27 protein-coding genes are annotated in these 26673 nt (G+C 43.0%); 7 read left to right on the top strand and 20 right to left on the bottom strand.

Annotated features, from left to right (window positions below):
- Nucleotides 1-2 precede the first annotated feature (2 nt).
- The 3 genes from H532_RS0108145 to H532_RS0108135 all read right to left on the bottom strand — a co-directional run bounded on the left by H532_RS0108145 (nucleotide 3) and on the right by H532_RS0108135 (nucleotide 2853).
- The gene (locus H532_RS0108145; protein ID WP_027725080.1) at nucleotides 3-572 is read right to left on the bottom strand and encodes an isoprenylcysteine carboxyl methyltransferase family protein; all 570 of its coding nucleotides are present in this window, start codon (nucleotides 570-572) and stop codon (nucleotides 3-5) included.
- A complete protein-coding gene (locus H532_RS0108140; RefSeq protein WP_027725079.1) occupies nucleotides 569-1666 on the bottom strand; it encodes a type III polyketide synthase in 1098 nt (365 codons plus the stop codon). Before H532_RS0108140 ends, H532_RS0108145 begins: the two co-directional genes overlap by 4 nt.
- Nucleotides 1667-1914: 248 nt before the next feature.
- The gene (locus tag H532_RS0108135) at nucleotides 1915-2853 is read right to left on the bottom strand and encodes a hypothetical protein (protein WP_027725078.1); all 939 of its coding nucleotides are present in this window, start codon (nucleotides 2851-2853) and stop codon (nucleotides 1915-1917) included.
- A 294-nt stretch (nucleotides 2854-3147) separates the two neighbouring features.
- Between H532_RS0108135 and H532_RS0108130 the strand changes: the two genes are divergently transcribed.
- Together H532_RS0108130 and H532_RS0108125 are read left to right on the top strand one after the other, a co-directional pair.
- A complete protein-coding gene (locus H532_RS0108130; protein ID WP_027725077.1) occupies nucleotides 3148-4422 on the top strand; it encodes a helix-turn-helix transcriptional regulator in 1275 nt (424 codons plus the stop codon).
- Between the two features lie 223 nt (nucleotides 4423-4645).
- Nucleotides 4646-4879: a ferredoxin family protein gene (locus tag H532_RS0108125; RefSeq protein WP_027725076.1), complete on the top strand. Its 234-nt coding sequence runs from the start codon at nucleotides 4646-4648 to the stop codon at nucleotides 4877-4879.
- Nucleotides 4880-5075: 196 nt separating this feature from the next.
- Here the strand turns inward: H532_RS0108125 and H532_RS0108120 are convergent, their stop codons facing one another.
- The 8 genes from H532_RS0108120 to H532_RS0108085 form a co-directional block, all read right to left on the bottom strand.
- The gene (locus H532_RS0108120; protein ID WP_027725075.1) at nucleotides 5076-5306 is read right to left on the bottom strand and encodes a hypothetical protein; all 231 of its coding nucleotides are present in this window, start codon (nucleotides 5304-5306) and stop codon (nucleotides 5076-5078) included.
- Nucleotides 5307-5355: 49 nt separating this feature from the next.
- Nucleotides 5356-5679: an ArsR/SmtB family transcription factor gene (locus tag H532_RS0108115; protein WP_027725074.1), complete on the bottom strand. Its 324-nt coding sequence runs from the start codon at nucleotides 5677-5679 to the stop codon at nucleotides 5356-5358.
- Nucleotides 5680-5969: 290 nt separating this feature from the next.
- The gene (locus H532_RS0108110) at nucleotides 5970-6458 is read right to left on the bottom strand and encodes a helical membrane plugin domain-containing protein (RefSeq protein ID WP_027725073.1); all 489 of its coding nucleotides are present in this window, start codon (nucleotides 6456-6458) and stop codon (nucleotides 5970-5972) included.
- The gene (gene fdhF / locus H532_RS0108105; protein ID WP_027725072.1) at nucleotides 6451-9414 is read right to left on the bottom strand and encodes a formate dehydrogenase subunit alpha; all 2964 of its coding nucleotides are present in this window, start codon (nucleotides 9412-9414) and stop codon (nucleotides 6451-6453) included. The genes H532_RS0108110 and fdhF overlap by 8 nt, the downstream gene beginning before the upstream one ends.
- 206 nt (nucleotides 9415-9620) lie before the next feature.
- Nucleotides 9621-10796, bottom strand: coding sequence for a site-2 protease family protein (locus tag H532_RS0108100; protein WP_027725071.1), 1176 nt, complete (start codon nucleotides 10794-10796; stop codon nucleotides 9621-9623).
- 528 nt (nucleotides 10797-11324) lie between these two features.
- Nucleotides 11325-12218 (bottom strand): peptidoglycan-binding protein, encoded by an 894-nt coding sequence (locus tag H532_RS0108095; RefSeq protein WP_027725070.1) that lies wholly within the window; start codon nucleotides 12216-12218, stop codon nucleotides 11325-11327.
- Between the two features lie 163 nt (nucleotides 12219-12381).
- Nucleotides 12382-13320 (bottom strand): glycosyltransferase, encoded by a 939-nt coding sequence (locus H532_RS0108090; protein ID WP_027725069.1) that lies wholly within the window; start codon nucleotides 13318-13320, stop codon nucleotides 12382-12384.
- A 193-nt stretch (nucleotides 13321-13513) separates the two neighbouring features.
- The gene (locus H532_RS0108085) at nucleotides 13514-13801 is read right to left on the bottom strand and encodes a hypothetical protein (RefSeq protein WP_027725068.1); all 288 of its coding nucleotides are present in this window, start codon (nucleotides 13799-13801) and stop codon (nucleotides 13514-13516) included.
- A 201-nt stretch (nucleotides 13802-14002) separates the two neighbouring features.
- Here H532_RS0108085 and H532_RS0108080 point away from each other — a divergent pair, with 201 nt between their 5' ends.
- Both H532_RS0108080 and H532_RS0108075 read left to right on the top strand, forming a co-directional pair.
- Complete coding sequence (locus H532_RS0108080; RefSeq protein ID WP_027725067.1) at nucleotides 14003-15346, top strand: TrkH family potassium uptake protein; 1344 nt, start codon at nucleotides 14003-14005, stop codon at nucleotides 15344-15346.
- A 108-nt stretch (nucleotides 15347-15454) separates the two neighbouring features.
- On the top strand, nucleotides 15455-16174 hold the full coding sequence (locus tag H532_RS0108075) for a DsbA family protein (RefSeq protein WP_027725066.1): 720 nt from the start codon (nucleotides 15455-15457) through the stop codon (nucleotides 16172-16174).
- A gap of 60 nt (nucleotides 16175-16234) precedes the next feature.
- Here the strand turns inward: H532_RS0108075 and H532_RS0108070 are convergent, their stop codons facing one another.
- Genes H532_RS0108070 through H532_RS0108060 form a run of 3 tightly spaced genes read right to left on the bottom strand, consistent with a single transcriptional unit; the run spans nucleotide 16235 to nucleotide 18000 of the window.
- Nucleotides 16235-16828: a hypothetical protein gene (locus H532_RS0108070; protein WP_027725065.1), complete on the bottom strand. Its 594-nt coding sequence runs from the start codon at nucleotides 16826-16828 to the stop codon at nucleotides 16235-16237.
- A gap of 1 nt (nucleotide 16829) precedes the next feature.
- Nucleotides 16830-17240: a disulfide oxidoreductase gene (locus H532_RS0108065; RefSeq protein ID WP_027725064.1), complete on the bottom strand. Its 411-nt coding sequence runs from the start codon at nucleotides 17238-17240 to the stop codon at nucleotides 16830-16832.
- The gene (locus H532_RS0108060) at nucleotides 17230-18000 is read right to left on the bottom strand and encodes a DsbA family protein (RefSeq protein WP_027725063.1); all 771 of its coding nucleotides are present in this window, start codon (nucleotides 17998-18000) and stop codon (nucleotides 17230-17232) included. Before H532_RS0108060 ends, H532_RS0108065 begins: the two co-directional genes overlap by 11 nt.
- Before the next feature lie 117 nt (nucleotides 18001-18117).
- Between H532_RS0108060 and H532_RS18285 the strand changes: the two genes are divergently transcribed.
- On the top strand, nucleotides 18118-19026 hold the full coding sequence (locus H532_RS18285; RefSeq protein WP_211231960.1) for a DMT family transporter: 909 nt from the start codon (nucleotides 18118-18120) through the stop codon (nucleotides 19024-19026).
- Here H532_RS18285 and H532_RS18280 read toward each other — a convergent pair.
- Nucleotides 19021-19767, bottom strand: coding sequence for a polysaccharide deacetylase family protein (locus H532_RS18280; RefSeq protein WP_038111854.1), 747 nt, complete (start codon nucleotides 19765-19767; stop codon nucleotides 19021-19023). The genes H532_RS18285 and H532_RS18280 overlap by 6 nt on opposite strands.
- A gap of 145 nt (nucleotides 19768-19912) precedes the next feature.
- On the opposite strand from H532_RS18280, the gene H532_RS0108045 reads away from it, so the two are divergent.
- Nucleotides 19913-20515, top strand: a complete 603-nt coding sequence (locus H532_RS0108045) for a DedA family protein (protein WP_038111851.1) — start codon at nucleotides 19913-19915, stop codon at nucleotides 20513-20515.
- 56 nt (nucleotides 20516-20571) lie between these two features.
- On the opposite strand, the gene H532_RS18275 is transcribed toward H532_RS0108045, so the two are convergent.
- Nucleotides 20572-21783: an MGDG synthase family glycosyltransferase gene (locus tag H532_RS18275; RefSeq protein ID WP_081412388.1), complete on the bottom strand. Its 1212-nt coding sequence runs from the start codon at nucleotides 21781-21783 to the stop codon at nucleotides 20572-20574.
- 452 nt (nucleotides 21784-22235) lie between these two features.
- Here H532_RS18275 and H532_RS0108035 point away from each other — a divergent pair, with 452 nt between their 5' ends.
- Nucleotides 22236-24122 (top strand): LTA synthase family protein, encoded by a 1887-nt coding sequence (locus H532_RS0108035; RefSeq protein WP_027725061.1) that lies wholly within the window; start codon nucleotides 22236-22238, stop codon nucleotides 24120-24122.
- A gap of 33 nt (nucleotides 24123-24155) precedes the next feature.
- On the opposite strand, the gene H532_RS19885 is transcribed toward H532_RS0108035, so the two are convergent.
- The 4 genes from H532_RS19885 to rffA all read right to left on the bottom strand — a co-directional run bounded on the left by H532_RS19885 (nucleotide 24156) and on the right by rffA (nucleotide 26662).
- Nucleotides 24156-24308, bottom strand: a complete 153-nt coding sequence (locus H532_RS19885) for a DUF1540 domain-containing protein (RefSeq protein ID WP_081412387.1) — start codon at nucleotides 24306-24308, stop codon at nucleotides 24156-24158.
- A gap of 265 nt (nucleotides 24309-24573) precedes the next feature.
- The gene (locus H532_RS19880) at nucleotides 24574-24747 is read right to left on the bottom strand and encodes an aspartyl-phosphate phosphatase Spo0E family protein (protein WP_162142919.1); all 174 of its coding nucleotides are present in this window, start codon (nucleotides 24745-24747) and stop codon (nucleotides 24574-24576) included.
- A 477-nt stretch (nucleotides 24748-25224) separates the two neighbouring features.
- Nucleotides 25225-25464 (bottom strand): small acid-soluble spore protein Tlp, encoded by a 240-nt coding sequence (tlp, locus tag H532_RS0108020; protein WP_027725060.1) that lies wholly within the window; start codon nucleotides 25462-25464, stop codon nucleotides 25225-25227.
- Nucleotides 25465-25537: 73 nt separating this feature from the next.
- Nucleotides 25538-26662 (bottom strand): dTDP-4-amino-4,6-dideoxygalactose transaminase, encoded by a 1125-nt coding sequence (rffA, locus tag H532_RS0108015; protein WP_027725059.1) that lies wholly within the window; start codon nucleotides 26660-26662, stop codon nucleotides 25538-25540.
- Between the last annotated feature and the right edge of the window lie 11 nt (nucleotides 26663-26673).

The following is a 26673-nucleotide window of genomic DNA, read 5'->3' as shown; positions in this document are numbered from 1 at the left end:
GTTTACGACCGTTGCGGCGGACGGGGAAGAAAACGACGATGTTTGCCGAGTTTTTCTTTATAATTGGTTGCTGAAAGGAGCGCTTTTTCCTCATCGGGTATGCGCATGCCAAGGATAATGGCAGTATTTAAAAGGCTAAAGGTCAAAGCCGTGAAATAGGCTTGAAAAATCAATGGCAGTGTCAAAAATTCCGTCGCAACGATTAAATAATTCGGATGGCGCAAGTATCGGTAAGGTCCTTTAGCCACCACTTCCGCACCAGGCAAAACAATAATTTTGGTGTTCCAAAAAACACCGAGGGAACGGATCGCCCAAACCCTTACAACCTGTGCCGCAATGAAAAACACAAAAGGCAGCCAAAACCACGAGGCAGGCCGTTTATCAAATAAGGTAACCTCTGCATACAAAACAATAAAAAACAATGTATGCAGAAGAACAATCCATTTGTAATGAGCTTCGCCGACTTCGTAGGCGCCTTTCTCTCTCAATAGGCGCTCATTGCGTTTAGCGATCGCAAGCTCCACGATTCTTTGTAGGATGACCAATGCAAAAAGTAAATAAAAGAAAATCATGTGCCTAGCCCCCATTCCATAAGAAGGAGTTCAGCCGAAAACCCCGGCCCAAGGGATACGGCCATCCCCTTCTCACCTTGCCGCTTTTCTTTTTTCATCACTCTATCCAATACAAACAAGACCGTAGGAGACGACATGTTCCCATACTTTCGCAAAATTTCCGTGGCATCCTCTAAAATCTTTCCATGTAGATTCAATGCATCCCGATAAGCCTCCAGCACTTTCCGACCACCGGGATGGGCGATAAAATATTGAAGTTCAGTGACACTCATCTTGTAGGTATTCAGGAAACGTTCTAACACAGGTTTCAGCCAAAAACCGACGATCGCTGGGATGCTTTTTGCAAAAATAACAAAAAGGCCGTCATTGCGAATATCCCAACCCATTACGTCTTCTGAATTCGGCATGAGCACCGAATCCTGCGCCAAAACACGCGGCAAAAAAGGCATGCGAGATCGTTTTAATAGCGGTGACTCATCCCCGCAGACTAACACACAAGCGGCCCCGTCCGCAAATAGCGACGTACCGACAAGATTGCTTTTGGATTTATCGCCGATTTGAAAAGTTAAACTGCATAACTCCACAGAAACCACAAGCACCGCATGGGTCGGATAAGCCTGGCAATAATCGTCAGCGCGGGAAAGTCCGGCCGTCCCACCTGCACAGCCCAACCCCCATAAGGGCATGCGCTTCGTATGGGGATGAAAAGCTAACCGATTCATGACCGTGACCTCAATGCTCGGCGTTGAAAGGCCAGTGCTTGAAATAAAAATAATGGCATGAATAAGGTCCGGGGGAATTTTCTCGTTTAGATAGGCGGGATTTCCCAAGCACCGCTCAATGGCTTGGACACTCGCTTCCACCGCGAGTTGTTTATACAGCTGATTTTTTTCTTCAAAACTATGGGACTGACGAAACCAACTTAAAGGCTGCGAAAAATACCTTTCTTCAATTTCTCCATTTTGAAACACGCGCAAAAGCCGGTCGATTTGGTCGAAATCTTGACGGAACAATTCTCGAGCGAACGCCATCACATCTTTTTGTTTGACTTGATATGGGGGATTCCATGTACCGACGGATAAAATACGTGTCATCTTTTCCGCACCGCTTCCGTAACGTTTACCATATAGCTTCCAGCAAAACCGCCAAAAATATGCATGAGCATTTCCGTTAACTTTTTTACGGAATCTCTTGACTATGACAAACCACCACAATGCCTGACAACAAAACCTTGCATTGCTAAAGAATAAATTAGCCCTGCCAGGCCTTTTGGGCGAAAGCAGAGCCTTAGTTGTCCTTATATTGACTTGCGAAATTCTACCAATAAATAAAATCCGGCCCTTTATAAGGACCGGTATGTCATGGCGTCAAATTCTTTTTTCATTGCGGGCATATGGAGGACGCGAATGATTTTCCTTTTTTCATGACTCCAATAAATAATGGACTGTTTCTCCCGGTTATGTAGTAAAATATGTTTACCATGCGGGCGAAGGTCCGAAGCCTTTGGTATTTTATAGATTTGCCGCTCCCCAGTCTGCACATTGTAATAGACGAGTTGGTTGGCGGAACCTTTTGCCATATCCAATCCATGCAGGATGATATGCCCGTCATATAAAAACATTTGCCGCGGTGCAATATCTAGCGGACTTTCTTCAAGCAAATGACCTTCCCAATCTAATTTAATGAGCTTTCCTTTACAACCTGTCTGTATATCGCTAAATGAGATATATAAAGCTTTTCCGCAACATGTGATCCCTGTGGGGAATAAGCCCGTCCCTAGATCCAGAGCCTTTTTACGATTCCTGTCAACAATATATAAAACCGCTTCGTTAATATCTGTCAGATAGCTGGTGATAAAGAGGGCTTCACCGGCACCATCTAAATCCCATAAAAATCCGTCGACGGTCCATTGATCTTCTAAACTCAGAGTTTGTTTGGAAAATTTATAAATATGAGATGACGCTTCAATTCCTTCACAGGCAATGATGACCCATCGCTCGAATTCGTATAATACTGGTTTACCTTGTACTACGAGCTTTTTTAGAATAGCACCTTTTGCGTCAAAGATGAAAATTTGTGTCGTCTCTTTCCCGTCCACTGCCTTTTCCGAAAACCAATATCGCCCTTCACTGTCGATCAAAAATTGTTCAAATGTCAACTGACCGTAAGCGGCATATGGTATGTGGCGGCTTAAATCATAGATGAAACGAACCGGCCACTTAATTTGCCCTGCCTCACGGTTCTTGTCTGACTCCAGTAAAATACTCATTCTCTTTTCCATGCTCGGCTGTCCTCCTCTGGTTAAATTTTTCTCGGGGATCGGTTTTTTCCGATAAACAATAAATGATTAACGAGTACTTTTTCTAAAATTGGGGAACGATTCTCTCTAAAAAGTTTCTATTAACATTCACAATGTTCTGTTTTACAATGAAAATAAAGGAAGATTTTTTTTGCTCCTTCATAGTTTAATGATAACAGATTCGTGGGTCTCTTTTATTGGGAAAATAGTATGACTGGGTACTCGCTGAGTGGGAAAAATAACGGCCATTTTTCCCAACACGAAGGAAGGGATATCATGATCGGAACCCGCATTCGCTATTACCGAAAATTAAGCGGCTATACGCTTGAAACATTATCTGAAGGCATTTGCTCGGTGTCCTATCTCAGTAAAATTGAGAATGGCGGCAACTCGAGCGATGACATCATCATTCATCTTTGCAAACGCCTAGGCATTTCCTACTCTGCCATCAACGAAAGCGCTATAGTCGAGAAATTGAAAACAGAGATGGATGAATGGTATCGGGTTCTCGTAAGCTATGAAGAGCCTGAGTCATTGGAGAAAAGACGAGCGTCCATTGAGGAGGAAATTACAAATTCGGGCGTTGAGGAACCTTTAATCCATTTACGGTTTCATTTGTTTACGCTTCGTTATCGTCTTTACCAGAATGATTTAACCGAATCTGAAAAGTTAATCAAACATTTAAGTTCATTTAAAGAAATTTTTGATTCGGAACTCGAATACTATTATTATCATTTCTGCGGCATATATTATAATATTTTAAATAACTATAGCAAGGCACTCCAATTCCTGAAACAAGCCGAAGAAATGTTAAAAATGCTTTCCCATACGGAAACCGAAGAAGCGCATCTTCATTATCAATTTGCCAATTTGTATGCCAAATTTTTTCGCATATCCGATAGTATGAATTATGCAGAGAAGGCCTTAGCGATTTTCAATAAAGATTATAATGTGACGCGCATCTCCGATTGCCAAACGATTCTCGGTCTTTGTAATAGCGAAATTAAAAACTATATGAAAGCGGAATATCACTACGGACAGGCATTAAAATTCGCCAAACTGCTCAATGATCCAATCAGGCTCGGCGTCATCTATCATAATCTCGGATTTGTTAAAAATGGCACCGGACAATCCGAGGAGGCAATAAGTTATTATAAACAAGCCTTGGATTATAAAGGGCGTCTAAAAAACTACGACGCATCTAAAGTTAAAACAATGTATCTTTTGGCAAAAGAATATATGAGTATAAATCAAAAAGAAGATTGCCTCGAAACGATCCATCAAGGCCTTGAGTTAGCTGAGCCTCTGGACGATAAAGAGTATTATTTCCAACTAAAACTATTGGAATATGAGATTAAAAAAATAAAAGACGCTGCTTTTGAAAACCTAATTGCCAATGAAGCTATCCCGTATTTCAGGAAAATGGAAAGATGGGATCGCGTTGCCGATCTTGCGGAAAACCTCGCCGATTATTACTTTCAAATGAAATATTATAAGCGAGCCAGTGAAATGTACCGCATTGCCAATAACGCCCGCAAACGACTAAGTTAAAAGGAGGACCGGAGAAGACATGTGCCGATTCATTCAAGTAAAAAGGCGCTTACAAAAAAGTGATGGCGAAGTGCCACCTGCCGGTTTACCCAATACATACTGAAGCTCGCGTCCTTGCCAAGGAGCCCCTGTTATGATATAAAATCAATAGTATTTATTGGTTTTTTATTAACCGCATGAGGGTTCACGAGATCTATGTGCGATGACAGAAAGGAGATTGACCATGGCCTTTGTCATTACTTCGCCCTGCCGTAATGAAAAAGCAGCCGAATGCGTGGAAACATGCCCGGTTGACTGCATTCACGAAGGGGAAGACCAATATTATATCGACCCGGATGTTTGCATCGATTGCGGTGCCTGCGAAGCCGTCTGTCCGGTCGAAGCCATTTATCCGGAAGAAGAAGTCCCAGAAGAAGAACAAATTTACATTCAGCTCAATCGGGATTTCTTTAAATAAAAGAGAAAATGATGTTTTTTTGAATCACAAAAGTAAAAAAGATAAAAAGCATGATCATCCGCATATGGGAAAGATCATGCTTTTACATTTTTTATAGAATATTTTTGGTATAGTAGGCGATTTGTTTTAATCTCTAACAATGGGCATCCTGCCTCTGTCAGCGTTGTCATCTCTTTCTTTGGTGTATGAATGAGAGCTAATCCACCTCTTGTAATGTTTTTTCAATATTTTTTAAGCGTTGATTAATTTCTTGGATCTGTTGTTGTAACAAAGTGGCATTTTCCTTTTCTATTTTGAGCCGTTCGTCTGAGCGTTTTTCCATCCTGCGAATGAGCCCTACTAAGAAAATAAAAATAACAATAAAGATGAAAACAGGAATCATTGGTATGACAAAAGTTGTGATGATGAGCATGATACTACCCAACATTATTCCACTCCTTTACTAATCATTCTTTTTTTACAATAGAAAGTATGGTTTACTCCTTTCTGCCTTTAATGGTCAAATTACTGACTGCTTGAGCAATGAAATCCCCATTCAACTTAATACAAAAGGGGTTGAGTTCATAATACTTCATGGCTTTCCCACTATTAGAAATCTCAAGATGCCCATTTATTAATTTGGCATCCTCCAATTTTTGCAAGTGCAAATAAAGTAGTGGCCGACTGATCCCCAACTCCCTTGCAAGTTGACTCACATATTCCTTTTTCTTATGAAGAATAGCAATAATTTTAAGGCGATAAGGATTTGACAACGCCTCCAACATTTTCAACAGGTCATCACCAGATAATATGTTCTTCATATGTAATAATTTTATTACACGTGTTATGAAAATACAACTGTCATACTTGTTTTTTGATCGGTTTCGTCTTCAAAAAGTCATTAATATCCACCCTAGCTACGCTTGAGGATGGCGTCTTCCGACTTTGAATGATAAAGTAACTTAGCTCTGCTAAAGGAAACTTGGCTCTGCCCAAGCCTATTAGGCGAAGGCGGAGCCTTAGTTGCTCTTATGCTGGCTTGATAAATGATATACTTTCCTACCAGTATAAAAAGACAGGCGCCCCGTTTGGGTGAACGCCTGTTTTTTTATTAGCTTTCTTCTTTTGTATCACAACTGCCAACGCCTTTTAAAAATCCAAATAACGCCGATAAGACTCGGTTAACGTCTGGATCTTTGAACAACCTTAACAAGTCATAGAACGTCATCATGTGATCGCTTTCCGCTGCTGTGATGGCCTTTTCGATCCCTCTATTCACGCGCTCGGCTAATCCTTCCAGTTTCTCAGCTTCAATACGGCTGATCAATGTTCCAAGACTTAAAAGGTGGGAAAGAGCCGCGCTTGTACTTGGTTTGTTTAATTCATGCATAACGACGCCAAGAATTTCGTCGCCTTTGCCGACAAGGCCGTTTAATAACGCCAAGATCCCGCGCTCATCCAACTTTTCAACGAGTTCAATCAGCGCTTCCAATGAGGCTTTTCTCTCCAACAGTAAATCCAATAATTCATTTTTACCGGTCTCTCGAGCCATTTCCAGATCGACCGGCTTTCGCTCAATGACATTGGTTGGTTTAGCCACGGCCCATCAGCTCCTTCTTGTGCATGACCAATTCTCCTGGGAAGATATAATCTGGACGCGCCCATTTTCGCTCTACTTCAACACCTGCTTGCGGTGTCCGTTTCCCGTTCCGATGGTTGTTAGCAGGTAAGGGGCTTTCCCCTTCAACGGATAACACTTCCATGCGCACGGCTGTATCTTTATAGGCGGGGGTATCCGTATCCTTATCAACTTCCCCCGATGTCAAACGGTTAATGGCCGCCTCACCGTTATCATTCATCGGGATATAAATTTCATTGCCGCGCACGCGGTCTGTGACGACCACTTTTCCTTTGGCAGCGCCATAGGCAGAGACAAGCCGAACCGTAGACCCTGTTTTAATTCCGCGTTCTTCTGCAAGTTCAGGGGAAACTTCGAAGAAAACGCTTGGGGTTTTTCGGGTGATCCCTTCTGATTTATACGTTAAATTCCCTTCATGGAAGTGTTCCAATATCCTTCCGTTATTGACGTGCAGATCATAAACCTCACTCGTTCCCGTCGGTTCCGTCCAATCCACGGGGTAGAGTCGAGCGAAGCCGTCCGGAAAATTAAAACGTTCGGTATAGAGGAGCGGCTCATCACGACCATCGGCATGAACCGGCCAGTGCAAGCTTTGGTACCCTTCCAGCCGTTCATAAGTCACCCCGGCAAACATCGGTGTCAAGCTGGCCGCTTCCGCCATAATTTCAGAAGGATGCGTGTAATGCCAGTCAGCACCTAACCGATTCGCTACGAGCTGAAGGATTTCCCAGTCAGGTTTGGCTTCACCCAATGGCGGGAGCACTTGATACAATCTTTGAATGCGCCGTTCGGTATTTGTAAAAGTGCCTTCTTTCTCCAAACTTGGGCAAGCCGGTAAAACGACATCGGCATACTGCGCCGTTTTTGTTAAAAAGAGATCCTGAACAACAAAAAACTCCAACTTTTCATAGGCCGCCTGGACATAATTGATGTTCGAGTCGACGACGCCCATATCTTCACCAATTAAAAATAAAGCCTTCAAGCGTCCAAGATGAATGGCATCAACCATTTGGTGGTTATTTAAACCCGGCTCAGCTGGTAAGGTTTTCCCCCAAGCCGCTTCAAATTTGGCACGAATTTCTGGGTCACTGACCGACTGATACCCCGGAAAATTATTCGGCATGCTGCCAAAATCGCTGCAACCTTGAACGTTGTTATGGCCGCGCAATGGATAGGCGCCTGTTCCCCGCCGCATGTAGTTTCCCGTCACAAGCAAGAGGTTCGATATGGCTGTTGAAGTATCATTTCCTCCTTTTTGTTGCGTGACGCCCATCGCCCAACAAATACAAACAGAACCGGCGCGATGAATTTCTTCTGCCACTTGAATAAGGGTTTCTTTGGATAGTCCGGTCATCTTTTCGGCATATTCCAATGTAAATTTATCCAAGCTTGCCTTATATGTTTCAACGTCTTTTACCCATTTATCCAAAAACTCGCGGTTCTCCCATCCTTGATCAAAAATGTACTTCGTCACAGCTGAAAGCCATACTAGGTCTGTTCCCGGCTTCGGACGAAGGAAGAGATCGGCGCGCTCAGCCATCTCGTGTTTCCTTAAATCCGCAACGATGAGCCGTTGTCCGCGCAATTTGTGGGCACGCTTAATTTTTGCCGCAAGAACTGGATGTGATTCGGCTGTATTGGAACCAATCGTGATGACTAAATCGGCTGCTTCCAAATCCGCCATCGTTCCTGAGTCACCGCCGTAGCCGACGGTTCGGAAAAGGCCGACGGTGGCTGGCGCCTGACAATATCGCGAGCAGTTGTCCACGTTATTGGTGCCGACGACGGCTCTCGCCAATTTCTGCATGAGGTACGATTCTTCATTTGTCGCTTTGGACGAAGAGATAAACCCAATGGCATCCGGCCCGTTTTTAGCGATAATGGCCTTTAATCGCTCCTCAATGACATCCAATGCTTCTTCCCATGAGGCCTCATGAAAAACATTCCCTCTGCGAATAAGCGGTTTTGTCAGGCGCTCTTCGCTGTTGACATAATCCCAGCCGAATTTACCTTTAACGCATGAGGCAATACCGTTTGCCGGTGATTCCAGACGCGGCTCGACTTTTAAAATTTTCCGCCCTTTCGTCCAGACATCAAAGGAACAACCTACCCCGCAATATGTGCAAACTGTTTTCGTTTTCTTAATGCGCTCTTCGCGCATCATGGCTTCGGCATTGGAAACGGCCATAATAGCGCCATAACCCTTTTCGACTTTTTTCGTTAGATCGATCATATTGCGTAACGTGGATGGTTGGATGCCGGTGAGATATCCGGCTTCTCCGAGCATCGACTTTTCCATTAATGCATTACATGGGCATACCGTGACGCATTGGCCGCAGTTCACACAGGACGATTGGTCAATGGAGGTTGCGCCATCCCACAGAACACGAGGCCGTTCAAGCGACCAGTCGATCGTTAACGTTTCATTAACTTGAACATTTTGGCAGGCCTCTACACAACGTCCACAGGCGATGCATTGGTCAGGGTCATAGCGGTAAAACGATCCCGAATAATCCGCTTCATATGGCTTCGGCTGAAACGGTTCATCTTGGTGGTCGATTTCCATTGATAATACGGTATTATGCACCGTGCAGTCGCCATTGTTGTTGTCGCAGACCGTACAATAAAGTTCATGATTGACCAAGATGCGGTTCATAGCGATCCTTTGTGCCTCTTGAGCTTGCTTCACATCGGTTAGAACGACCATGCCCGGTTCAACGCTCTTGCCGCAAGCGCGAACCAACTTCCCATCGACTTCTACAATGCACGTGTCACAAGTTTGTAGCGGGCCAAGACTTTCATGATAACAAATGGCTGGCACTTCATGACCGGCTGCTTTTAAAACTTTAAGCAGATTTTCTCCGGCTTTCGCTTTTAAAACGCTTCCATTAACGTTAATGATGACTTCTTTTGCCATGTTGTCCCTCCTCATCCCATTGTCATTCTTTCCGACTCCCATGCCGACGAGTTTCGCCTTTCCGCTGACATCTAATTTTACTTCATTATAACACTTGCAGGAATTTTCATAAAACGTCTTCCCAGCAATGTTTTTCGTATTTAAGAAGATCGCGGTGATAAAAAAATAAAAGGGATGCTTTTAGACCTTGTCCGGTCAACATCCCATTAAAAATTGTTGAGATACTGATTGTATTCATAATAGTGTTTTAATACATTTTCACCGTAAAAATAACAAACCCCAAGTACAACAGCGAGAAGGACGTAGGCTATAAAGACAATGAGTCGTGTTTTTGGTTTGGCGTCATAATATTTGTTTATATGTTCCATCCGGTTCTGGAGCTCTCGAATTTGCCTTTTTTCATCGTTAATCAGATAATCGAAATCGCTCGGTTCAGTGATTCGGTCCAGTTTCGATACCCAAGTTGACAGCTCACTGATCAAAATGGCGAGGCGCCTTTTTTCCAACTTTGCTTGATCTTCCACGAACGGGAAAAACCAAGATTTCATTTGAGCTTTTTTATCTTCAGCCTGCATCTTTCTTTGATTCAATTCGCGCTGAATATAAGCGCGCATGACTTCATTTACCGGTGGTGGTCCATCTTCTTCATCCTGAATGTAATACGTATAAAATAGATCTTCTCGATAGCCTTCGACCGTTTGCATTAACTCTTCCTTAATGGACATCTCCGCTTGAATGGTTTTGATATCCAAGTCTTCCCGAACGCGTCGCCACCATGAAAAAAAGCCGATGATGAGGATAAGAATGATGAGGGCGGACGGATAAAAATACGCAAAGACCACAAGACTGATTAACCCTAATAGCCACAGGTGCGGTGATAACACACCCACGATGCGGCCGCCGTCCAGAGGGGAAGCCGGCATCAAGTTAAAAAGATTAATCATAGCACCGAGCATGATGACTAAAGCCCAGAATGGTTGGTGCGTGCTAAAGAACAACAAAAAGGCGGGAATAATCGAAATTAATCCGGCAAGGGGGCCGCCGTAGGCGAGGTAGCTTTCCGTTGCCGCGTCCTTCGGTTGTTCTTTCATTGAAATCACAGCACCAAAGAACGGAATGAAAATGGCTGGAGAGGTTTTTATGCCTTTTTGCCGTGCCGCAACCAGATGTCCCATTTCATGGACAAAAATTAAATAAACGATGGCCACGGCGAATTTCCAGCCATACACCGCCGCCCAAAAGCCAAGAGAAATAATCAAGCTGATGAACGTTCCCCCGAATTTCGTAAATTTTAAAAGCGCTAAAACCCACTTCAGTTTTGATAAAATCAGAAGACCGAGCGCGACAATCACACCACCGGTTTTTCCTTTTTTTATTTTCATTGAATCAATCACAATCCTTTTGAAAGTGATGGTCTGTCTAAATATCCAAAAACGCTGTGCCTGACTGCGATTTTGACAATCACAGCTGAAACGGTAACCAACTATTTCGATCCATATAAATACAATATCCCATATCCATCTTATAAAAAAGTGTCTACTAGTCATTATATTAGCAAAAAACGGTAAGAGCAGTAAAAATATTATAAAAAAAGGCATGTTTACGTTAGGTCGGTGTGGGTGTCTTGCGCTCTCGCGTTCCAATTAGGAATTATGTTAACGGCAAAATGGGACGCCTCTTCAGTTTGCGTCCCATTTCTCACTTATATGGCCCCGGTTGCGGGAGGTAAGATGCTTTTCTCGAAAAAGGGGGTTGTTGTCTTGTTTTATGCGGTCCATCAAAATTGATCCATTTATTCCATAAGTCGCGATCATGTTGCAGCGTCCCAATAAGGCAACGTCCTGCCCTACATATTATAGTATGCTTTTTGTCCCCATCCCATGTTTTATGTGTCAGTTAAAACCGAACCATTAATTCAGTATTCTCACTTTGACGGTGCGGCGCCCCCAGTTTAAAGCATCATCGAGGTCTGCCATGAACAGATCGATCCGATTGCCTTTAATGGCACCACCAGTGTCACCAGCAACCGCGTACCCGTAACCTTCGATGTATAGTTTCGTCCCTAATGGAATGACATTCGGGTCAACCGCAACGACCTTGGCATCCGGATGCGCTCGAAGGTCAATGCCCGTTGCCGTTGTCCCGGAGCAGCCCGAACAGTAAGCCGTATAAGCCGTCGCACTCATATACAGTATTTTTGACGTTGTATTTTTTAATGGCTTTCGGCTTGATAATGTTTTTACTTTTACATTGGCTTCTGAACGGGGAGCAGCCTTCGGATTTCCATGTAGTGCTTGGAAGGTTTCGGGGCCGACAATGCCGTCAATGCGGAGATCATTGGTCTTTTGAAACCTTAATACGGCAAGTCGCGTCAGCGGTCCGAATATACCGTCCAAATCCCCCTTATAATACCCAAGATGCTTCAGATGATCTTGGACATCTTTTACCCTTTCACCTCGGTCCCCGTAACTTAATAATTCTCCGTCATATTTCACATAGTGATTGAGACTAGCTTTTGTCAGCGGCCCCACAATGCCATCTGGTTTAAGATTGTGATCGTTTTGAAATTGCTTGACGGCTTTTTCAGTCGCCGGTCCAAAATACCCCGTGGGCTTCGATAACTTATAATACCCCTCACGCTTCAAAACTTTTTGTAAGTTTTTGACGGACTCATCATGCTTTCCTTTGTATAGTAAGTCGTATCCAAAATGGGCACTGGCCAAAGCCGGAAGTGACATAAAAGTGCCTGTGATGGTCGTTGCGACTGTCGCCTTTTTCAAAATCGTCCGATGAACCGCCTGCATTGTTATTCCTCCCCTTGAACAACGCGTTCTATTTCTACTAATATGAAGCAGCGTCTATACGATGACTTACAGTTATATTACAAGAGGCGACCTGCTTCTATTGCAAAACACCAATCTTTCAAGAGAGATAAGGAAAAAAAGCCGTAATATTCTTGTAACATCATCACATCTTTTTTTCGCGCGTTACGATATTCCTAATATGCCGAACGAGTTCTTTCGCTCTTTGTGCCGTGGAATGACGGCGTCTGACCATCTCCATTCCCCGCCGGGCAATGGCCTCTCTCTCCTCCTCACACTTTAAATAGTACTCTGCCCGTTCCATAAAATTGTCTTGATTGACAGCGATGAACGTTTCCCCATCGATAAAACCCAAATCGAAAAGTTCCGAACTCTCACTTGCTAAGAGCAAAGCGCCGCAAGCAAGTGACTCAAAATATTTTAAAACAGGGAGCTTTTCCACGCTGTCACAAGTCAAAAAAATTTTGGCGCGATTGAGAAGCATAGCATAGGTTTTCCCGACAAAAACACCGGGCGTTTGTTCATCAACGTTTTTATAACCCGGGTGTTTAACATAGACAAAACCGCTATGATTTTTCAACCGTTCATACATACAGTGTCGCAACGGATAAATATGGGGATAAAGCGCGCCGGACATGAGCCAGTCAATATCCTTTTCAGAACCGTAATCTTTAAAAATCGTGGTGGGGATGTGATGCGGAAGCCAAATCATTCGTTCCAGAAATTCGGGATAATACCTGTAGAAAGCATCGCGATAAATAGAGAAAAGGTAATGGATTTTTTCCTGTACATAAAACCGTTTTCGCTGCGGAATCTTATAGTGCAAATCATGGACAATGGCACCGCACGGAACGGGTGACAGACGTAAGTTACGGATAAATGGGGTATAATCGGGTTTAAAATCATTCAGTAAAATAAAGTCAGGCGTTTCTTCTAATTGGCCTAAAATATCGCGAATATCCCCATGGTCGGACCACAACATTAGTTGAGTGAGCTTAGATAACTCCTGTTGAAGATAAAAACTGCTTTTTTCAACATGCTTCGAAAAATCCTTTGTAATAAGCAACAGTTTTAATGGCTTCATCTTCCAGCCCTCTTTTATAAACAATGTGCCAAGGATCGGTGGTTATGGATGGATGCTTTTCCCCTGAGGTATTCCCGATTAGACATGTCATAGGCTGATTCACCTTGTGGCATCTTTCACCTATACTCATTGGCGAAATATCTTTGTTTTTCGAATGGAAAAAGCCGACCCATACCATGAGTCAGCCTTAAGATTATAGATCGTAATGGGCGAAATGGTCGGTATCAAGGTAAACAATGTGACGCAAGGGGACGATGACATTGGAAATACCTGCGGAACCGGATTCATGAAAAACAGCATAATCGACTTCCACGTCTTTTACGTCAACCCCATACAGACTTTGGCCGTTGGATAAAGAAACCTCATTGATCATGACATGATGTTTTGCCAAATAGTTGAGTTTATTTCGGAGCGTCCGTCCATCGGTCGCTGGATAACTATGATGGGAAATTCTGTAGTCATTGGTAAATAAACTTCTCAAGGGTCCGACCTCCTCTAAGATCTTTATGATAGTATACCTTATTAAAAAAACAGGCAAATGGACGCGGGCAACCGACTACTCCCACTAAAATAGTTAAACACCTATAGCCTTCATTTCCTTTTAAACTGACATCCCTTGCCAAAATTCGATGTTACGTCTAAAATTGATTTATTATTTCTCCAAGTAGTCGTGGAGGGTATTATGAATCGGATCGAAATCAATTGGGTAAAGCGGAGGGTCATCCGTCTCAGCCCGCCACAAATGTTGGCATTAGGCTTTTTCGGCTTGATTATATTGGGCGGTATATTATTAAAATTACCGATCGCAACACATCACCCCATCAGCTGGCTCGATGCTTTTTTTACCTCTGCCTCGGCGACCACGGTGACTGGCCTTAGCACCGTCGATACAGGATCAACCTTTACATTATTTGGACAAATCGTCATTCTTTGTTTAATTCAAATTGGCGGCATCGGCTTTATGAGTCTTGCCGTTTTGGTCGTAATGACCTTAGGGAAAAAAATTGGATTGAAACAAAGGCTTCTTATTAAAGAAGCTCTGAATCAGACGTCTGTTGGCGGAGTTATTAAACTCGTAAAACGCATACTCCTACTTGTCTTCTCTATTGAAGGGGTGGCAGTTATTTTTTTGACGATGAGATGGACGCCCGAATATGGTTTTTTAAAAGGTTTTTATTATGGCATTTTCCACAGTATCGCTGCCTTTAACAATGCGGGTTATTCCTTATGGCCGGATAGTTTAACCCGTTATGTCGGGGACCCGGTCGTCAATCTCGTGATCGGCTTGTTAGTCATCATTGGCGGCATTGGCTTTCCTGTGTTATCGGATTTATGGACGGCGAAAGATTTTCAATCATTATCCCTGCATACGAAAATCATGCTGACGGGCACATTAGCTTTAATAATATTTGGGACTGTGATGGTCTTTTTACTTGAATACAACAATCCTAAGACACTCGGCGCATTAAGCGGACCCGATAAATTTTGGGCTGCCTTTTTTCAAGGGATCACGCCGAGAACAGCTGGTTTTAACACGATAGATTACAACGATATGAAAGAACCAACACTTCTTGTGACCATTTTCCTAATGTACATCGGCGCAGGCAGCGCTTCTGCTGGCGGCGGCATCAAAGTCACAACGTTTATCGTCATCCTTTTATCTGTTATAGCCTTTATTACCGGAAAAAGTGACCCCATCATATTCGGGCGGCGCATCAAAAGGGAAATCTTATCCAAAGCACTCGCCATCTTTGTCATCAGTCAAACGCTTATTTTTATCGCGGTCTTTATTTTAATGATTACAGAAAACGCGCCATTTCTTGAAGTGTTGTTCGAAGTCGTATCCGCATTCGGCACCACAGGTCTGACATTGGGGTTAACGTCACATCTCACCACCATTGGAAAACTTGTCATTATGATTGTTATGTATTGCGGCCTCATCGGGCCTTTGACGATCTTCTTCAGTTTGTCACAAAGACAGCCAAGTAAAATTCAGTACCCCAGTGGGGATATTCTCACAGGCTAAAAGGCACTTTGGGGAGCTTCGTAAAAGGCTACTGTCTTGACGGTTCTTTAATAGTTTTATAAACTGACTACAAAATGACAATTTTGGAGAGAGCAATGAGGTGACCTCATGAGTAAAAAGAGGACAAGGCAGCCATCTACCACCAAGAAAAAAGCGGGTAAACCCCCTATTCTTTTCTATACCATCCTTGCGATCGTGATTGTCTGTTTAATTGGCCTCGGCGTCTATGCCAAAACGGCACAAGAAAAAGCAACTGAACCGAAACCTGTAAAAATTGACACGGCAGGCCAGCCTTTTCTTGGAAAAGCATCGGCACCGGTCACGATCGTTGAATTCGGGGATTACAAATGTCCTTTTTGCAAACAATTTACAAAATCTTATGTTCCTAAGATTAAAAAGGATTTAGTTGATACGGGAAAAGCTAAGTTTTACTTCATTAACTTCCCGTTCATCTACGATGATTCCAAACGGTCTGCGGAGTTTGCGGAAACCATTTATCATGAACTAGGGACAGATGCTTATTGGAAATTCCACGAAGCCCTCTATGAGGCACAACCGGATGGCCAGCAATATGAGAAAAAAGATGTCTATACCGAAGACTTCTTGACGAATTTGCTTAAGAAAAATGCCAGTGATGACCAAGTAAAAAAAGTACTGGATGCTTTCCACAAACATCAATATTCAAATGAAGTGGATAAAGACATTGCCATTGCCGATAAGGCGGGGATCTTCCAAACGCCGTCCGTGTTTATCAACGGGAAACTTTTTGACATCAACGCCAACACTTACGATGACTTCAAAAAAGCCGTGGAAAAAGCGGCAAAATAAAGAGAGCCGGACAATGGCTCTCTTTTTTTGCATATCCATTCCTCTCAAAACTGGTTTTACCTATTTTTTCTTTTTATTTTTCTTTCGTTTGGCCTTTTGTGCTTGCATCAAGGCTTGGCCGTGCCGTTTTCGCCGTTTTATGGCGCGTAAAATCAAGATGATAAGTAGGATCAGGATGATCGCAGCCAACGCCGTAACCACCCAGACCCATGCCGGGGTATGGGCTTTCCCAACCTTCCAAGTCGTCTCCATCGTATCTGTGCCGTTTTTGCCGAGGGCGGGATCAGTAGCTAGCGCCATGAGATGGACCTTCCAGGTACCGGCTGTCGGTAATGTGATCGTACCTTCATACAAACCGTTTTTTGAAAGCGTAAGTGTTGTTTGACGGTTGTCCTTTTCTTTCGTAAAAAAGGCATACACCATCGCCTGATCTTCATCTTTCAAAGTTTGAGTGGGATTGTCGATTTCATCTCTTTGCACATGAACGCGTATTCTAATCGGTTTGCCAGCAATTTTTGGATCTAAGTTTTGAAAACTGGTTATGACGATTTCACTTTTCGGGTTCGCTTCTGCTGCAACATGCCTTGCAGGTTCAAGAACGGTAAAACCGATGACAATGAAAAAACCACAAATCACAGTCAGCCATTTCTGCATGTTACTCAACCTCATCATTCTTTCTCATATCGATGATAATGGCAACGGTGATCAGGATAAAAGCTGTAAGTGCCAACATTGGGATGGTGATAAAGCCAAACCAATTGATATATTGCCCGCTGCACGGCACGCCAACCGTACACATCCCTTTAAAAACCCCAAATTTTTGTTCTGAGATATGAAGAATGGAAATTAATCCGCCGACGATGGTGAATGGTAATACATATGCGGCTATTTTGCGCTCGTTTCGAAAGCAAGCGACGCCAAGAATGACTGTTAGCGGATACATACAAATTCTTTGGAACCAGCATAATTTGCAAGGTTCAAATCCCGCGATTTCACTAAAATAAAGACTGCCGAGCGTCGCTACAAGGGATACCACCCAAGCAAAATATAATCGTTTATTGATCATTGTTCTTCTCACCCATCGCTTGTTGAATCGCTTTCCTTAATTGACTGTAGTCAAAAGTATCTTGAGCCGACAGCATTTTTCCATTGATAAAAATGGTGGGTGTCCCATTCACCCCGGCGGCTTGTCCCATCTCGACATCCGTTTTGATATTATTGACATAAGTGCCTTGCTCAAGAGCGTCTTTAAATTGACTAACATCTAAATGGGAAACTGCTTCTTCGGCAAGCTTAAGGAGCAATTCATCCGTCACCCAAGATTCTGTTTCTGGACCTTGGTTTTTATAAAGCAGATGATGGAACGTCCAAAAACGATCCGGATACATAGCGAAAATGGCTTCTGCGGCATTGGCGGCCTTTACTGAATCCTGGGCAACAATGGTATAATTCATAAAATAATATTGGACTTTGCCCGTATCGATAAAATCTTTTTTAAGCTTCGGAAAGATCGTCATTTCGAATTGATGGCAATAAATACATTTATAATCGCCAAATTCTGCGATTTTCACGGGTGCTTCTTTCTTTCCCATCATTGGCTGCCCTGTATAGTTAATCCGGGAGACCGTATTTTCTTGCGACTTGCCGCCAGGAGCCATCTGCTCGGATTTTTTTTGATCGAGCTTGACTTCTTGGGATGGTGTGGCACTCTTATTTTGAAAAACAGCCCCCACAATGAGGGAGGCGATCAGGCACACCGCAATCGTTGCCGTCATCACCACCCATATTTGTCTCTTCTTTTTCTTCGGAAAGTGATTGTTTGACATGCACCCACTCCTCGGCCTTTTCTGTTAAAATCATTCTAGAAGTCTATCTTGTTTTTCCTTATTTTATCATATAGGTTTTTTAAAAGGGCGGCAATTTTGCAAAGGGGTTGTGTCAATTTGAAGCAAATCATGGGACCACTATTTCTATCACTTGCTGCAACTATTTGGGGTGGGATGTATGTCGCAAGCAAATTTGCCTTCTCCGCTGTCCCTCCCATGACCATGCTTTTTTTGCGCTATGTCATCGCTGGCATTATTTTAACTGGCGTTTGCTTTGGATGTGGACAACTAAAAATGACGTTAAAAGGATGGGGCTACCTCGCTCAAATTGGAGCCATCGGCTATTTTGCCTCTATCAGTGCCCAATTTATCGGTACCGATTTAGCCAATGCTCATCTCGGGTCGCTTGTCACCACTTTATCGCCGATGTTTCTCTCTCTATTTGCTGTCATGCTTTTGAAAGAAAAGATGACGAAAAAGCAACTTGTCATGTTCGCCATAGCCATCGTCGGCGTCATCATCATCATCGGGGCTCCGAAAGATGGAGAGTCACACATTCTCGGTATTTTTGTCTTGCTGTTAGCGGCGGTCACTTGGGGGTATTATTCCGTCGTCGTCAAACAAGCGGCGATATACTATACTCCGCTGCAAATGACAACGGCGGGAATATGGATCGCCTGCTTTTTATCGCTTCCCTTTGCTTGTGCCCAGTGGGACAAATGGCCGCATCACGTATTACTTGAACCTGCCATTTTCTTTAGCATCCTTTATATCAGCGTCATCTCAACAGCTTGCGCCTTTTTTGCCTGGAATATCGGCCTAAAACTCACACCTAGCCATCATGCCGGTTTATACTTTTTTCTACAACCGGTCGTCGGTTCATTTTTCGGATGGCTTTTTCTCGGAGAAAAACTCGGTATATCGTTTTTCATTGGGAGCTTACTCATTCTTCTCTCTGTCGGTATTAGCGAATATAAAAAAGAATCCCCAAACTTGGAGATTCCTTCTGAAAAAACTTCCTTATGACAACTGCATCGGCGGCAAGTGTCTTTCTTTCCCCCGGCTTTCATCATATAACGCGCTAACAGTGACAAATTGAAAGCGGTCGTAGACGTCTTTCAGCACTTCTTGCAAGGCATCGAGCATGATCTCAGGGGCGCCTTCATCGGCCCCCGGCGTTTGATCATTGTCATGTAGCACAATGATCGCACCATCTCGGATGCTTTGGCGGATGCGTGACTCAAGCCGCTTTCGTCCAACCTTTTTATTCCAGTCCCCTAAAATGTGCGTCCAGATCACAAGGACGTAAGGGCGGCGCGACCAGCTGCTGAACACATTTAAATGCCCCCAAGGCGGTCGGTAAAAACGGGGAGATTGGCCTGTGATTTTTTCGATTACCGCTGCTGTTTTCCTTACTTCGCGGCGGGAGGCAAATGGCGTCAAGAGCCAATTACTCGTATGTCTGTAATGGTGAATCCCTACTTCATGGCCTTCGGAAACCATCCGTTTCAACAGCTCGGGATGCGCTTCGGCGAAGGAACCTACGACGAAAAACGTCGCTTGCACATGATACTTTTTTAACAAATCTAAAAGTCTTGGTGTATAGAGCGGATGAGGACCATCGTCGAACGTTAAGGCGATTTTCCCATTCACGTCGCATCGATTAAAAACCCCGATCGATAACCCTCTCATAAAGACTGTTGGCAACAAACTATATAATATGAAAAAGATTGCAATCACACAGATAGCTATTAATAGTATCATCATCTTAAGCGCCTCATTTTTAGAAAGAATAGCTGCCCCTTTAGCAGGCAGGTTGGATCAATGCTTTTTTCGCTGAACATTCACCCATACTTCATCGTCTTTTTAATGAAAAAGATTTTTTAAATCTTACTGGAAATTGGGGAATCACATGTTACAACATTTTCAAGAATTTATAGCCACTTATGGTGATGCCGCGATTTTTGTCTTGGTTTTCTGCGGCATTGTCGGGATCCCGGCACCCGAAGAGTCGATGTTAGTCTTCGTCGGTCTCGCTGCTTCACAGGGCACCTTGAAATTATGGTCCGCATTGATTGCCGCCTTTTCAGGAAGCCTGACCGGGATGCTTACCGCGTACATCCTTGGGGCCGTATTGGGACACCGGATATTAGTGAAAATCGGCAAAATGATTGGTATTTCCGAAAAAAAGTGGGACAAAGCAACGACGGCCTTTAAAAAGCGAGCGTTATGGGCCGTTGCTTTCGGGTTTTTTATTCCCGGCATTCGCCAACTTAATCCGTATTTATCGGGTATCAGCCGTTTAAGGTTTCCATTATATTTCTTATCTTCGGCAGCCGGCGCCTTGTCATGGACAACAACCTTTTTATTAATAGGCTATTTTGTCGGGGACCGGTTTGTAAAGCTTTTAACCCTCACACCGCTTGCCATTGGCATAGGATGTTCCATCATACTAGCCGGCTTTGTTTTATTTGTGTTCATCCAAGTCCTTTTGTTGAGACGGCAAGCCGAATAATCATTCAGAAAAAAGGGATGACCGCCTGTTTGGTGGTCAGCCCTTTTTTATATCCATTACGCATTGCTTGAGATCGACATTTTCTTAGCATATTTCTTGATTTTGCTGACGAATCCCTTTTTCTTGTTCAACGTTTTCGTTTTACGATTGATTTCTTTACCTTCCATCAAATTGGTCATCAAAAAATTATATAATAAATTCGCCGAATCCATTTGGATTTCACTGAAATAGCGGTCAACAGCCCGCTCCCATTTCCGTCGTTCCAATTCATCGGACAAGACGCGTGAGAGTTGTTCTTCAAAATGTTCATTAGGATTCAAGCGGTAAACGAGATGGTTTTCCGTCAAATACTGCAGATTAATATCTTCTTGACCAGGCAGAGCCGAATGGATGAAAATTGGAATTCGTTTTCTCAGCGCTTCACTGACGGTAACCCCACCGGGTTTTGTAATGATTGCATCCACACGATTGTATAAATCATCCATAGCGTCCCTTGAAGCGATATAGGGAAGCGGTTCGATTTGCGGATGATTCAAGCTTTTTAACTCATTGTAAAGCTTTTCGTTTTTACCGCATAACACCGTATATTTAAAGCCATACTTAGGGTCGGTTTCCTTCACTAACCCAATGATATTCCCTAATCCGCTTGCACCGCCAGCTAATAAAATATTCTTCCCGGTCGTGCGCTCTTTCTTCGGGGAGGCGCCAAAGAAGATTTCATGAATCGGAATGCCAGTCACGAACACGCTTCTTTCACTAACCCCATATTTTTCAACCATTTGCTTTTTCGCACAACCATTTGGGACAAGGTGATAGTCTATCCCTTTTCTTCCCCAGATATCATTGATAAAAAAGTCCGTATACACATTAATGACAGGAATGTGTACGACGCCCTTCAGCTTTAAACGACTCATAAGTAATGAGGGAAAGCCGTGGGTGCAAATGACCATGTCCGGTCGTTCTTCTTCGAGCAATTTCTGTAGCTTTCTAAGAAAATAATGTTCTAGTCCTTTAAAAGAAGGTTGTTCGTGTTTTTTTGTGTAGGCAAAATGTTTATAGGCCCAGTCATAAGTTTCCGGTGTGTGACCGATCCACTTGAGATAGGTCCCCGATACCACTTTTTCCAATGCTTCATTGCTATAACTTAATAAATCCACTTTCACACATTCCACTTTATCCGTTCGATTTTGAATAATACCAATAAGTGCATCAGCCACTCGATGATGACCGGAAGGCATTTTAAAAAGCGGTAAGAATAAAATTTTCATTATGAATGGCTCCTTTGTTTGCCTTAGTTCATTTAGAAACATTCAATATTTGAACCGGTTAGGCAAATTAAACGTTGACTTATAAAAAGACGCCTGAATTCACCAATCGGTTCATTTTACATGTAGGTGGACCATTCCGGACAAAGCACTGATGTTGTGATTGTATGTAAGAAAGGCTTGTCTTAAATCTGTTTCTCATCTATTTTAACACGAATTCAGAGGGCAATCAAAGCATAAATTGACCATAAAATGGAAATTATCTGACCAATAACGATCTCAATATAAGACTATGTCATTTTTTTGACATATTGCCTTTCTTTTATCAATCGCAGTAAAATAGTTTTTAAGGCTTATATCTATTATCAATGTCATATGATTTAAAGAATCCTTTTTCCCTTTAATATCGTCTTTATAATATGGAATGGCTTTAAGGTAATGCAGGAGGATGTGTCATGGGTAAAATTTGGAGTAATTTGCGCCGTTTTTTAACAAGCCAATATGCGATCTTTTCTATTATTCTCACAACAAAAGCCGTGCTTATCCACCTGTTTTTGTTCCATGACTTCGACCTTATAAAAGCTTTTATTTTGGAAGGCTGCTATATCTTCTTATTAATGGGACTTATAGAATTTTTGCCTGCAAGATTTCGAAACATGGCTTATTTCCTCGGGGATGCAGTGCTTACGACCCTTTTTGGCGGAATTGTTTTGTATGTCGCCTATTTTAACACGGTGCCTACGTATTTTGCGTTGTTTCAGCTTGGGCAAGTTTCTGCTATCAGTGACAGCGTCTTTTCATTATTAAACCCATTGTATCTTTTAATGTATGTGGATATGCTGATTTTAATACTTTTACAGCGCTTTAAAAAACTTCCCATTTACACAATTAAAATCAACAAAAAATGGGTAAAGGCCGCTATTACGGTAGCCGTTGTGCTCGCACTCATGTCCTTTACTTATTACAAAGGGGTTGATATTGCAAACCCTGTATTGGCGGCTGAAAATAAAGGAATCCTCAACTACGAATTACTTAATTTATATAAAAACCCGCAAGCGAACATTAAACCATTGGATACCAGCTTGACTCCTGCGGAAATCAACGAAAAAATCCGTGATATAAAAGGCATTACCTATAAAAAGCCGCATAATCGAACATGGTATGGGGTTGCCAAGGGCAGAAATATTATTGTGATTCAAATGGAGTCCTTTCAGAATTTCCTTTTGAATACAAAGGTCAATGGTGAGGAAATAACGCCAAACTTAAATCGCCTGCTGAAGGAAAGCTTGTATTTTCCGAATGTCTTTCAACAAGTCGGACCTGGGAATACTTCCGATGCCGAATATATGATGAATACATCGCTTTTCCCGCAAGCCTACAGCGCGACATCGATCTCGGAGGGTGATCGCAAAACTCCAAGTCTTCCGCGGCTGTTAAACCACCTTGGCTATAACACGATGACCTTCCATGCCGATGAGCTCAAGTTTTGGAATCGCGACCAACTCTATCCGGCACTTGGTTTTAATCATTTTTATGAACAGCCATTATATGGGAATAAGGATATTGTCGGCCTCGGGCCTTCGGATGATGTCCTTTATAACAAAGGGGTGTCCATCTTAAAAAAGAGCCCGCAGCCTTTTTATGCGATGTTTGTATCGATGTCAAGCCATCATCCGTATAAAATCCCGGACGAGAAAAAAGGGTTGACCCTTCCTACCCAATATGACGGCTCCATCGTCGGTGATTATTTACAAGCGCAGCATTATACGGATGCCGCTATTGGCCGATTTATCGATCGTTTAAAAGCTGAAGGTTTATGGAACAACAGCGTGATCGTCTTTTATGGTGACCATTTTGGCCTAGATCGAAAAATGTTAAATAAAAATGACCTATCCCTTTTAAATGGGTTACTTGATCACCCGTACAGCTCGATCGACCGTTATAATATCCCGTTTATTGTCACGATTCCAGGCGTCACTCACGGGGAGGTCAACCGAATCATCGGCGGACAATTGGATTTTCTGCCGACCGTCGCCAATCTGATGGGGATTTCCATCGACAACCAGCTCGTTCATTTCGGTCAAGACCTTCTTAATACGACTCATAATACCATCGGCATGAGATACTATATGCCTGAAGGCTCTTTCATCAATGAAAAAATAATGTATCAGCCTAATAAAAATTTCGATGACGGCGAAGCCCTCGATCTTCGTACAAGAGAACCCGTTACGGAATTCCGTCATTATAAATCGGACTACGAAAGAGTCATTGAGTTGGAAAATCTCTCAGATGCCTATGTTTTATCCTTGCCAAAAATGGTGATCACGAATCCAAAACCATAAAGAAGAGGTTGGCCTCTGCCAACCTCTTCTTTCCTATATCGGCTCAAACGTTTTGCAATCCGTTTCCTCCGAATCACGGGCTTCATGGCCGACTTGACTGACGACATAGATGGACTCAGCGCTGCATTTATTTCCTTTTTCCCAATACCGACAGTTTTGGACTTCACATAAAACATCCTTGGCCACATGCCTCAACTCCTTTTGAAGAAATAGTATGTGGCCTTTTTATTATTACCCGCTCGATGTCTTTCATTCGAACTTTTAATGCATCGGGGGAATGTTGTATAAAAGGATATAACTACTGTAACCAATGGAAAGAAGGAAAAAAATACCGATAATAAAAGCGATCGCGGAATTTTTTAAAACGGGTCACCGCTTTGTCATTATAACTTTAACCTTCATTGTGAAAAGAAAAAGACGACTTGTCCACACAACGAAGGCGGCTTCCCGTTTAATTCATAAAATACTTTTGATAATATAGAATCAATATATCGAGTTCTTTGCTCGATTTAACTGTTTCTATATTACTAATTCCCCGTATGGAGGCAACCCGAAACATTTCCTTTCGCTTCTGATCGATGGAGCGCTTGAGGTCCTCCTCGCTTAAGCACTTTAATCCGTTCATCCCTAACCCCATCCTTTTATTCATGTGAAGTTTAAAAAAGCCCAAAAATTATTATCCAAAGGTACGGACTACTTTTCAATCGTTTTGACAAAACTTGTTAAAAGTCGACAAAACATGTCATGTTTAGTGGCCTTTAGATTATTCCTGACAAATATTAGACTGCCCCGTTTGACAAAAGTAGCCGAATAAAGTCTTTTTTTGGATTATTTTTTCAGCAACCATTCGCCAAAAAAGAAAAAATATTAAAAAATTCACTACTTCGTCACATTTTTAAATAAGGAAAACTTTACGGCCAAGTCTTTAAGGTGATGAGAGGGCCTTTGTGATCCTTATGCTGGCCTAAAAAGGTTATCCTTTTTTACCAGTACGTACTCCTTTCTTGCAAAGGCAGAGCCATGGCTGCCCCTATACTGCCCTAACTAACGACATACTTTTCCTAATAGCTTAAAAAGAGTGCTCTTTGAGAGCACCCTTTGGTTATTCCGTTCGGTTTTGTTGGTAACGGGCTTCATCTTTAATCTCTCTGCGCATGCCTTCAATGGCTTGTTCCCGCCGTTTATTTTTGGCAATGACCGCTTCTCGGTCTTTTCCGGAAAGACCGTCATCGCGCAATGTTTCTTCGGCTTCTTCCATGTTTTCAATGGTGTTTTGCACCATCTCTTGAAGCTTTTCTACATTATCACTGCGGTCATCAGGTTTTGGCGTTAAATCCGGCACGGATATCCCTCCTATACTCATCCCTTCATCGTTATTTTGTAACGAAAACCACGGTTTATACGGTAAAACGCTTTTAAAAAAATTCATGTAGACATTGGACTATATATTCGACATCTTCCGGCTCTAAGTCGAAATAAAGCGGCAGGCGAACGAGCCTTTCGCTTTCGCGGGTCGTGTAGCGGTCTTCCCCGGCAAACCGACCCCAACGGCGGCCTGCCTCAGAACGATGAAGGGGGATATAGTGGAAGCAAGCGGTTATCCCTTTCTCCTTCAAAAAGCGGATGAGCTCGTCCCGTTCGTCTCGATCCTTCACCTTTAAATAAAACATGTGTGCATTATGCGAGCAGTCCTCAGGAACCGTTGGAAGCACGACTTTCCCCTTTTTTTCTAAATCCTTCAAACCCTCATAATAAAAGTTCCAAATGGACAATCTCTTTTCCGTAATGCGTTCAGCGCGTTCCAGTTGAGCTAATAAATAAGCGGCATTTAATTCACTTGGCAAAAAAGATGAGCCGATATCGACCCACGTATACTTATCAACCTGGCCTAACAGAAATTGTTTGCGGTTTGTTCCTTTTTCCCGAATAATCTCTGCCCGGCCCATAAAAGCCTCATCATTGATTAAAAGCGCACCGCCTTCCCCGCTTGTAAAATTTTTCGTTTCGTGAAAGCTGTAGCAACCCAGATGGCCAATGGAACCGAGCGGCCGGCCTTTATAACGGCTCATGACCGCTTGGGCGGCATCTTCAACGACATATAAACCATAGCTGTCTGCAAGCCCCATGATCGCATCCATTTCGCAAGCCACACCGGCATAATGCACGACCACAATGGCTTTCGTTCGTTCCGTTATCGCTTTTTCAATGAGCGATTCATCGATATTCATCGTATCTGCCCGGAGGTCAACGAAGACAATTTTAGCTCCCCGCAATAGAAAGGCATTCGCCGTGGAGGAGAAGGTATACGAAGGCATAATTACTTCATCCCCCGGCTTGATCCCGATTAAGACCGCCGCCATTTCCAAAGCGTGCGTACAGGAAGGGGTTAAAAGCGCTTTTTTACAACCCGTGTGGAGCTCTAGCCATTCTTGACATTTTTTCGTGAACATCCCGTCCCCGCATAATTTTCGGGTTTCAATCGCTGCGCGTAAATAGTCCACTTCCTCACCTAGCAAGGCTGGACGATTAAATGGGATCATTCCAATCACCT

Origin of the sequence: Tuberibacillus calidus DSM 17572 (genome assembly GCF_000430685.1) — a bacterium.
Classification (GTDB): domain Bacteria; phylum Bacillota; class Bacilli; order Bacillales; family Sporolactobacillaceae; genus Tuberibacillus; species Tuberibacillus calidus.
The sequence above is the reverse complement of the archived record's forward strand: the minus strand, read 5'-3'. Positions and strand labels throughout refer to the sequence as shown.

Bases quoted from the DNA above. Each gene is read 5' to 3' on its own strand.
- H532_RS0108125 (WP_027725076.1), top strand. From the start codon at position 4,646: ATGGCCTTTGTCATTACTTCGCCCTGCCGTAATGAAAAAGCAGCCGAA.
- H532_RS0108100 (WP_027725071.1), bottom strand. From the start codon at position 10,796: ATGAAAATAAAAAAAGGAAAAACCGGTGGTGTGATTGTCGCGCTCGGT.
- H532_RS18280 (WP_038111854.1), bottom strand. From the start codon at position 19,767: ATGATGATACTATTAATAGCTATCTGTGTGATTGCAATCTTTTTCATA.
- H532_RS0108075 (WP_027725066.1), top strand. From the start codon at position 15,455: ATGAGTAAAAAGAGGACAAGGCAGCCATCTACCACCAAGAAAAAAGCG.
- H532_RS0108095 (WP_027725070.1), bottom strand. From the start codon at position 12,218: ATGCAGGCGGTTCATCGGACGATTTTGAAAAAGGCGACAGTCGCAACG.
- H532_RS0108120 (WP_027725075.1), bottom strand. From the start codon at position 5,306: ATGTTGGGTAGTATCATGCTCATCATCACAACTTTTGTCATACCAATG.
- H532_RS0108035 (WP_027725061.1), top strand. From the start codon at position 22,236: ATGGGTAAAATTTGGAGTAATTTGCGCCGTTTTTTAACAAGCCAATAT.
- H532_RS0108145 (WP_027725080.1), bottom strand. From the start codon at position 572: ATGATTTTCTTTTATTTACTTTTTGCATTGGTCATCCTACAAAGAATC.
- H532_RS0108130 (WP_027725077.1), top strand. From the start codon at position 3,148: ATGATCGGAACCCGCATTCGCTATTACCGAAAATTAAGCGGCTATACG.
- H532_RS0108080 (WP_027725067.1), top strand. From the start codon at position 14,003: ATGAATCGGATCGAAATCAATTGGGTAAAGCGGAGGGTCATCCGTCTC.
- fdhF (WP_027725072.1), bottom strand. From the start codon at position 9,414: ATGGCAAAAGAAGTCATCATTAACGTTAATGGAAGCGTTTTAAAAGCG.
- H532_RS0108140 (WP_027725079.1), bottom strand. From the start codon at position 1,666: ATGACACGTATTTTATCCGTCGGTACATGGAATCCCCCATATCAAGTC.
- H532_RS18275 (WP_081412388.1), bottom strand. From the start codon at position 21,783: ATGAAAATTTTATTCTTACCGCTTTTTAAAATGCCTTCCGGTCATCAT.
- H532_RS0108090 (WP_027725069.1), bottom strand. From the start codon at position 13,320: ATGAAGCCATTAAAACTGTTGCTTATTACAAAGGATTTTTCGAAGCAT.
- H532_RS0108115 (WP_027725074.1), bottom strand. From the start codon at position 5,679: ATGAAGAACATATTATCTGGTGATGACCTGTTGAAAATGTTGGAGGCG.
- rffA (WP_027725059.1), bottom strand. From the start codon at position 26,662: ATGATCCCATTTAATCGTCCAGCCTTGCTAGGTGAGGAAGTGGACTAT.
- H532_RS0108045 (WP_038111851.1), top strand. From the start codon at position 19,913: ATGTTACAACATTTTCAAGAATTTATAGCCACTTATGGTGATGCCGCG.
- H532_RS0108135 (WP_027725078.1), bottom strand. From the start codon at position 2,853: ATGGAAAAGAGAATGAGTATTTTACTGGAGTCAGACAAGAACCGTGAG.
- H532_RS0108065 (WP_027725064.1), bottom strand. From the start codon at position 17,240: ATGATCAATAAACGATTATATTTTGCTTGGGTGGTATCCCTTGTAGCG.
- H532_RS0108070 (WP_027725065.1), bottom strand. From the start codon at position 16,828: ATGCAGAAATGGCTGACTGTGATTTGTGGTTTTTTCATTGTCATCGGT.
- H532_RS19880 (WP_162142919.1), bottom strand. From the start codon at position 24,747: ATGAACGGATTAAAGTGCTTAAGCGAGGAGGACCTCAAGCGCTCCATC.
- H532_RS0108060 (WP_027725063.1), bottom strand. From the start codon at position 18,000: ATGTCAAACAATCACTTTCCGAAGAAAAAGAAGAGACAAATATGGGTG.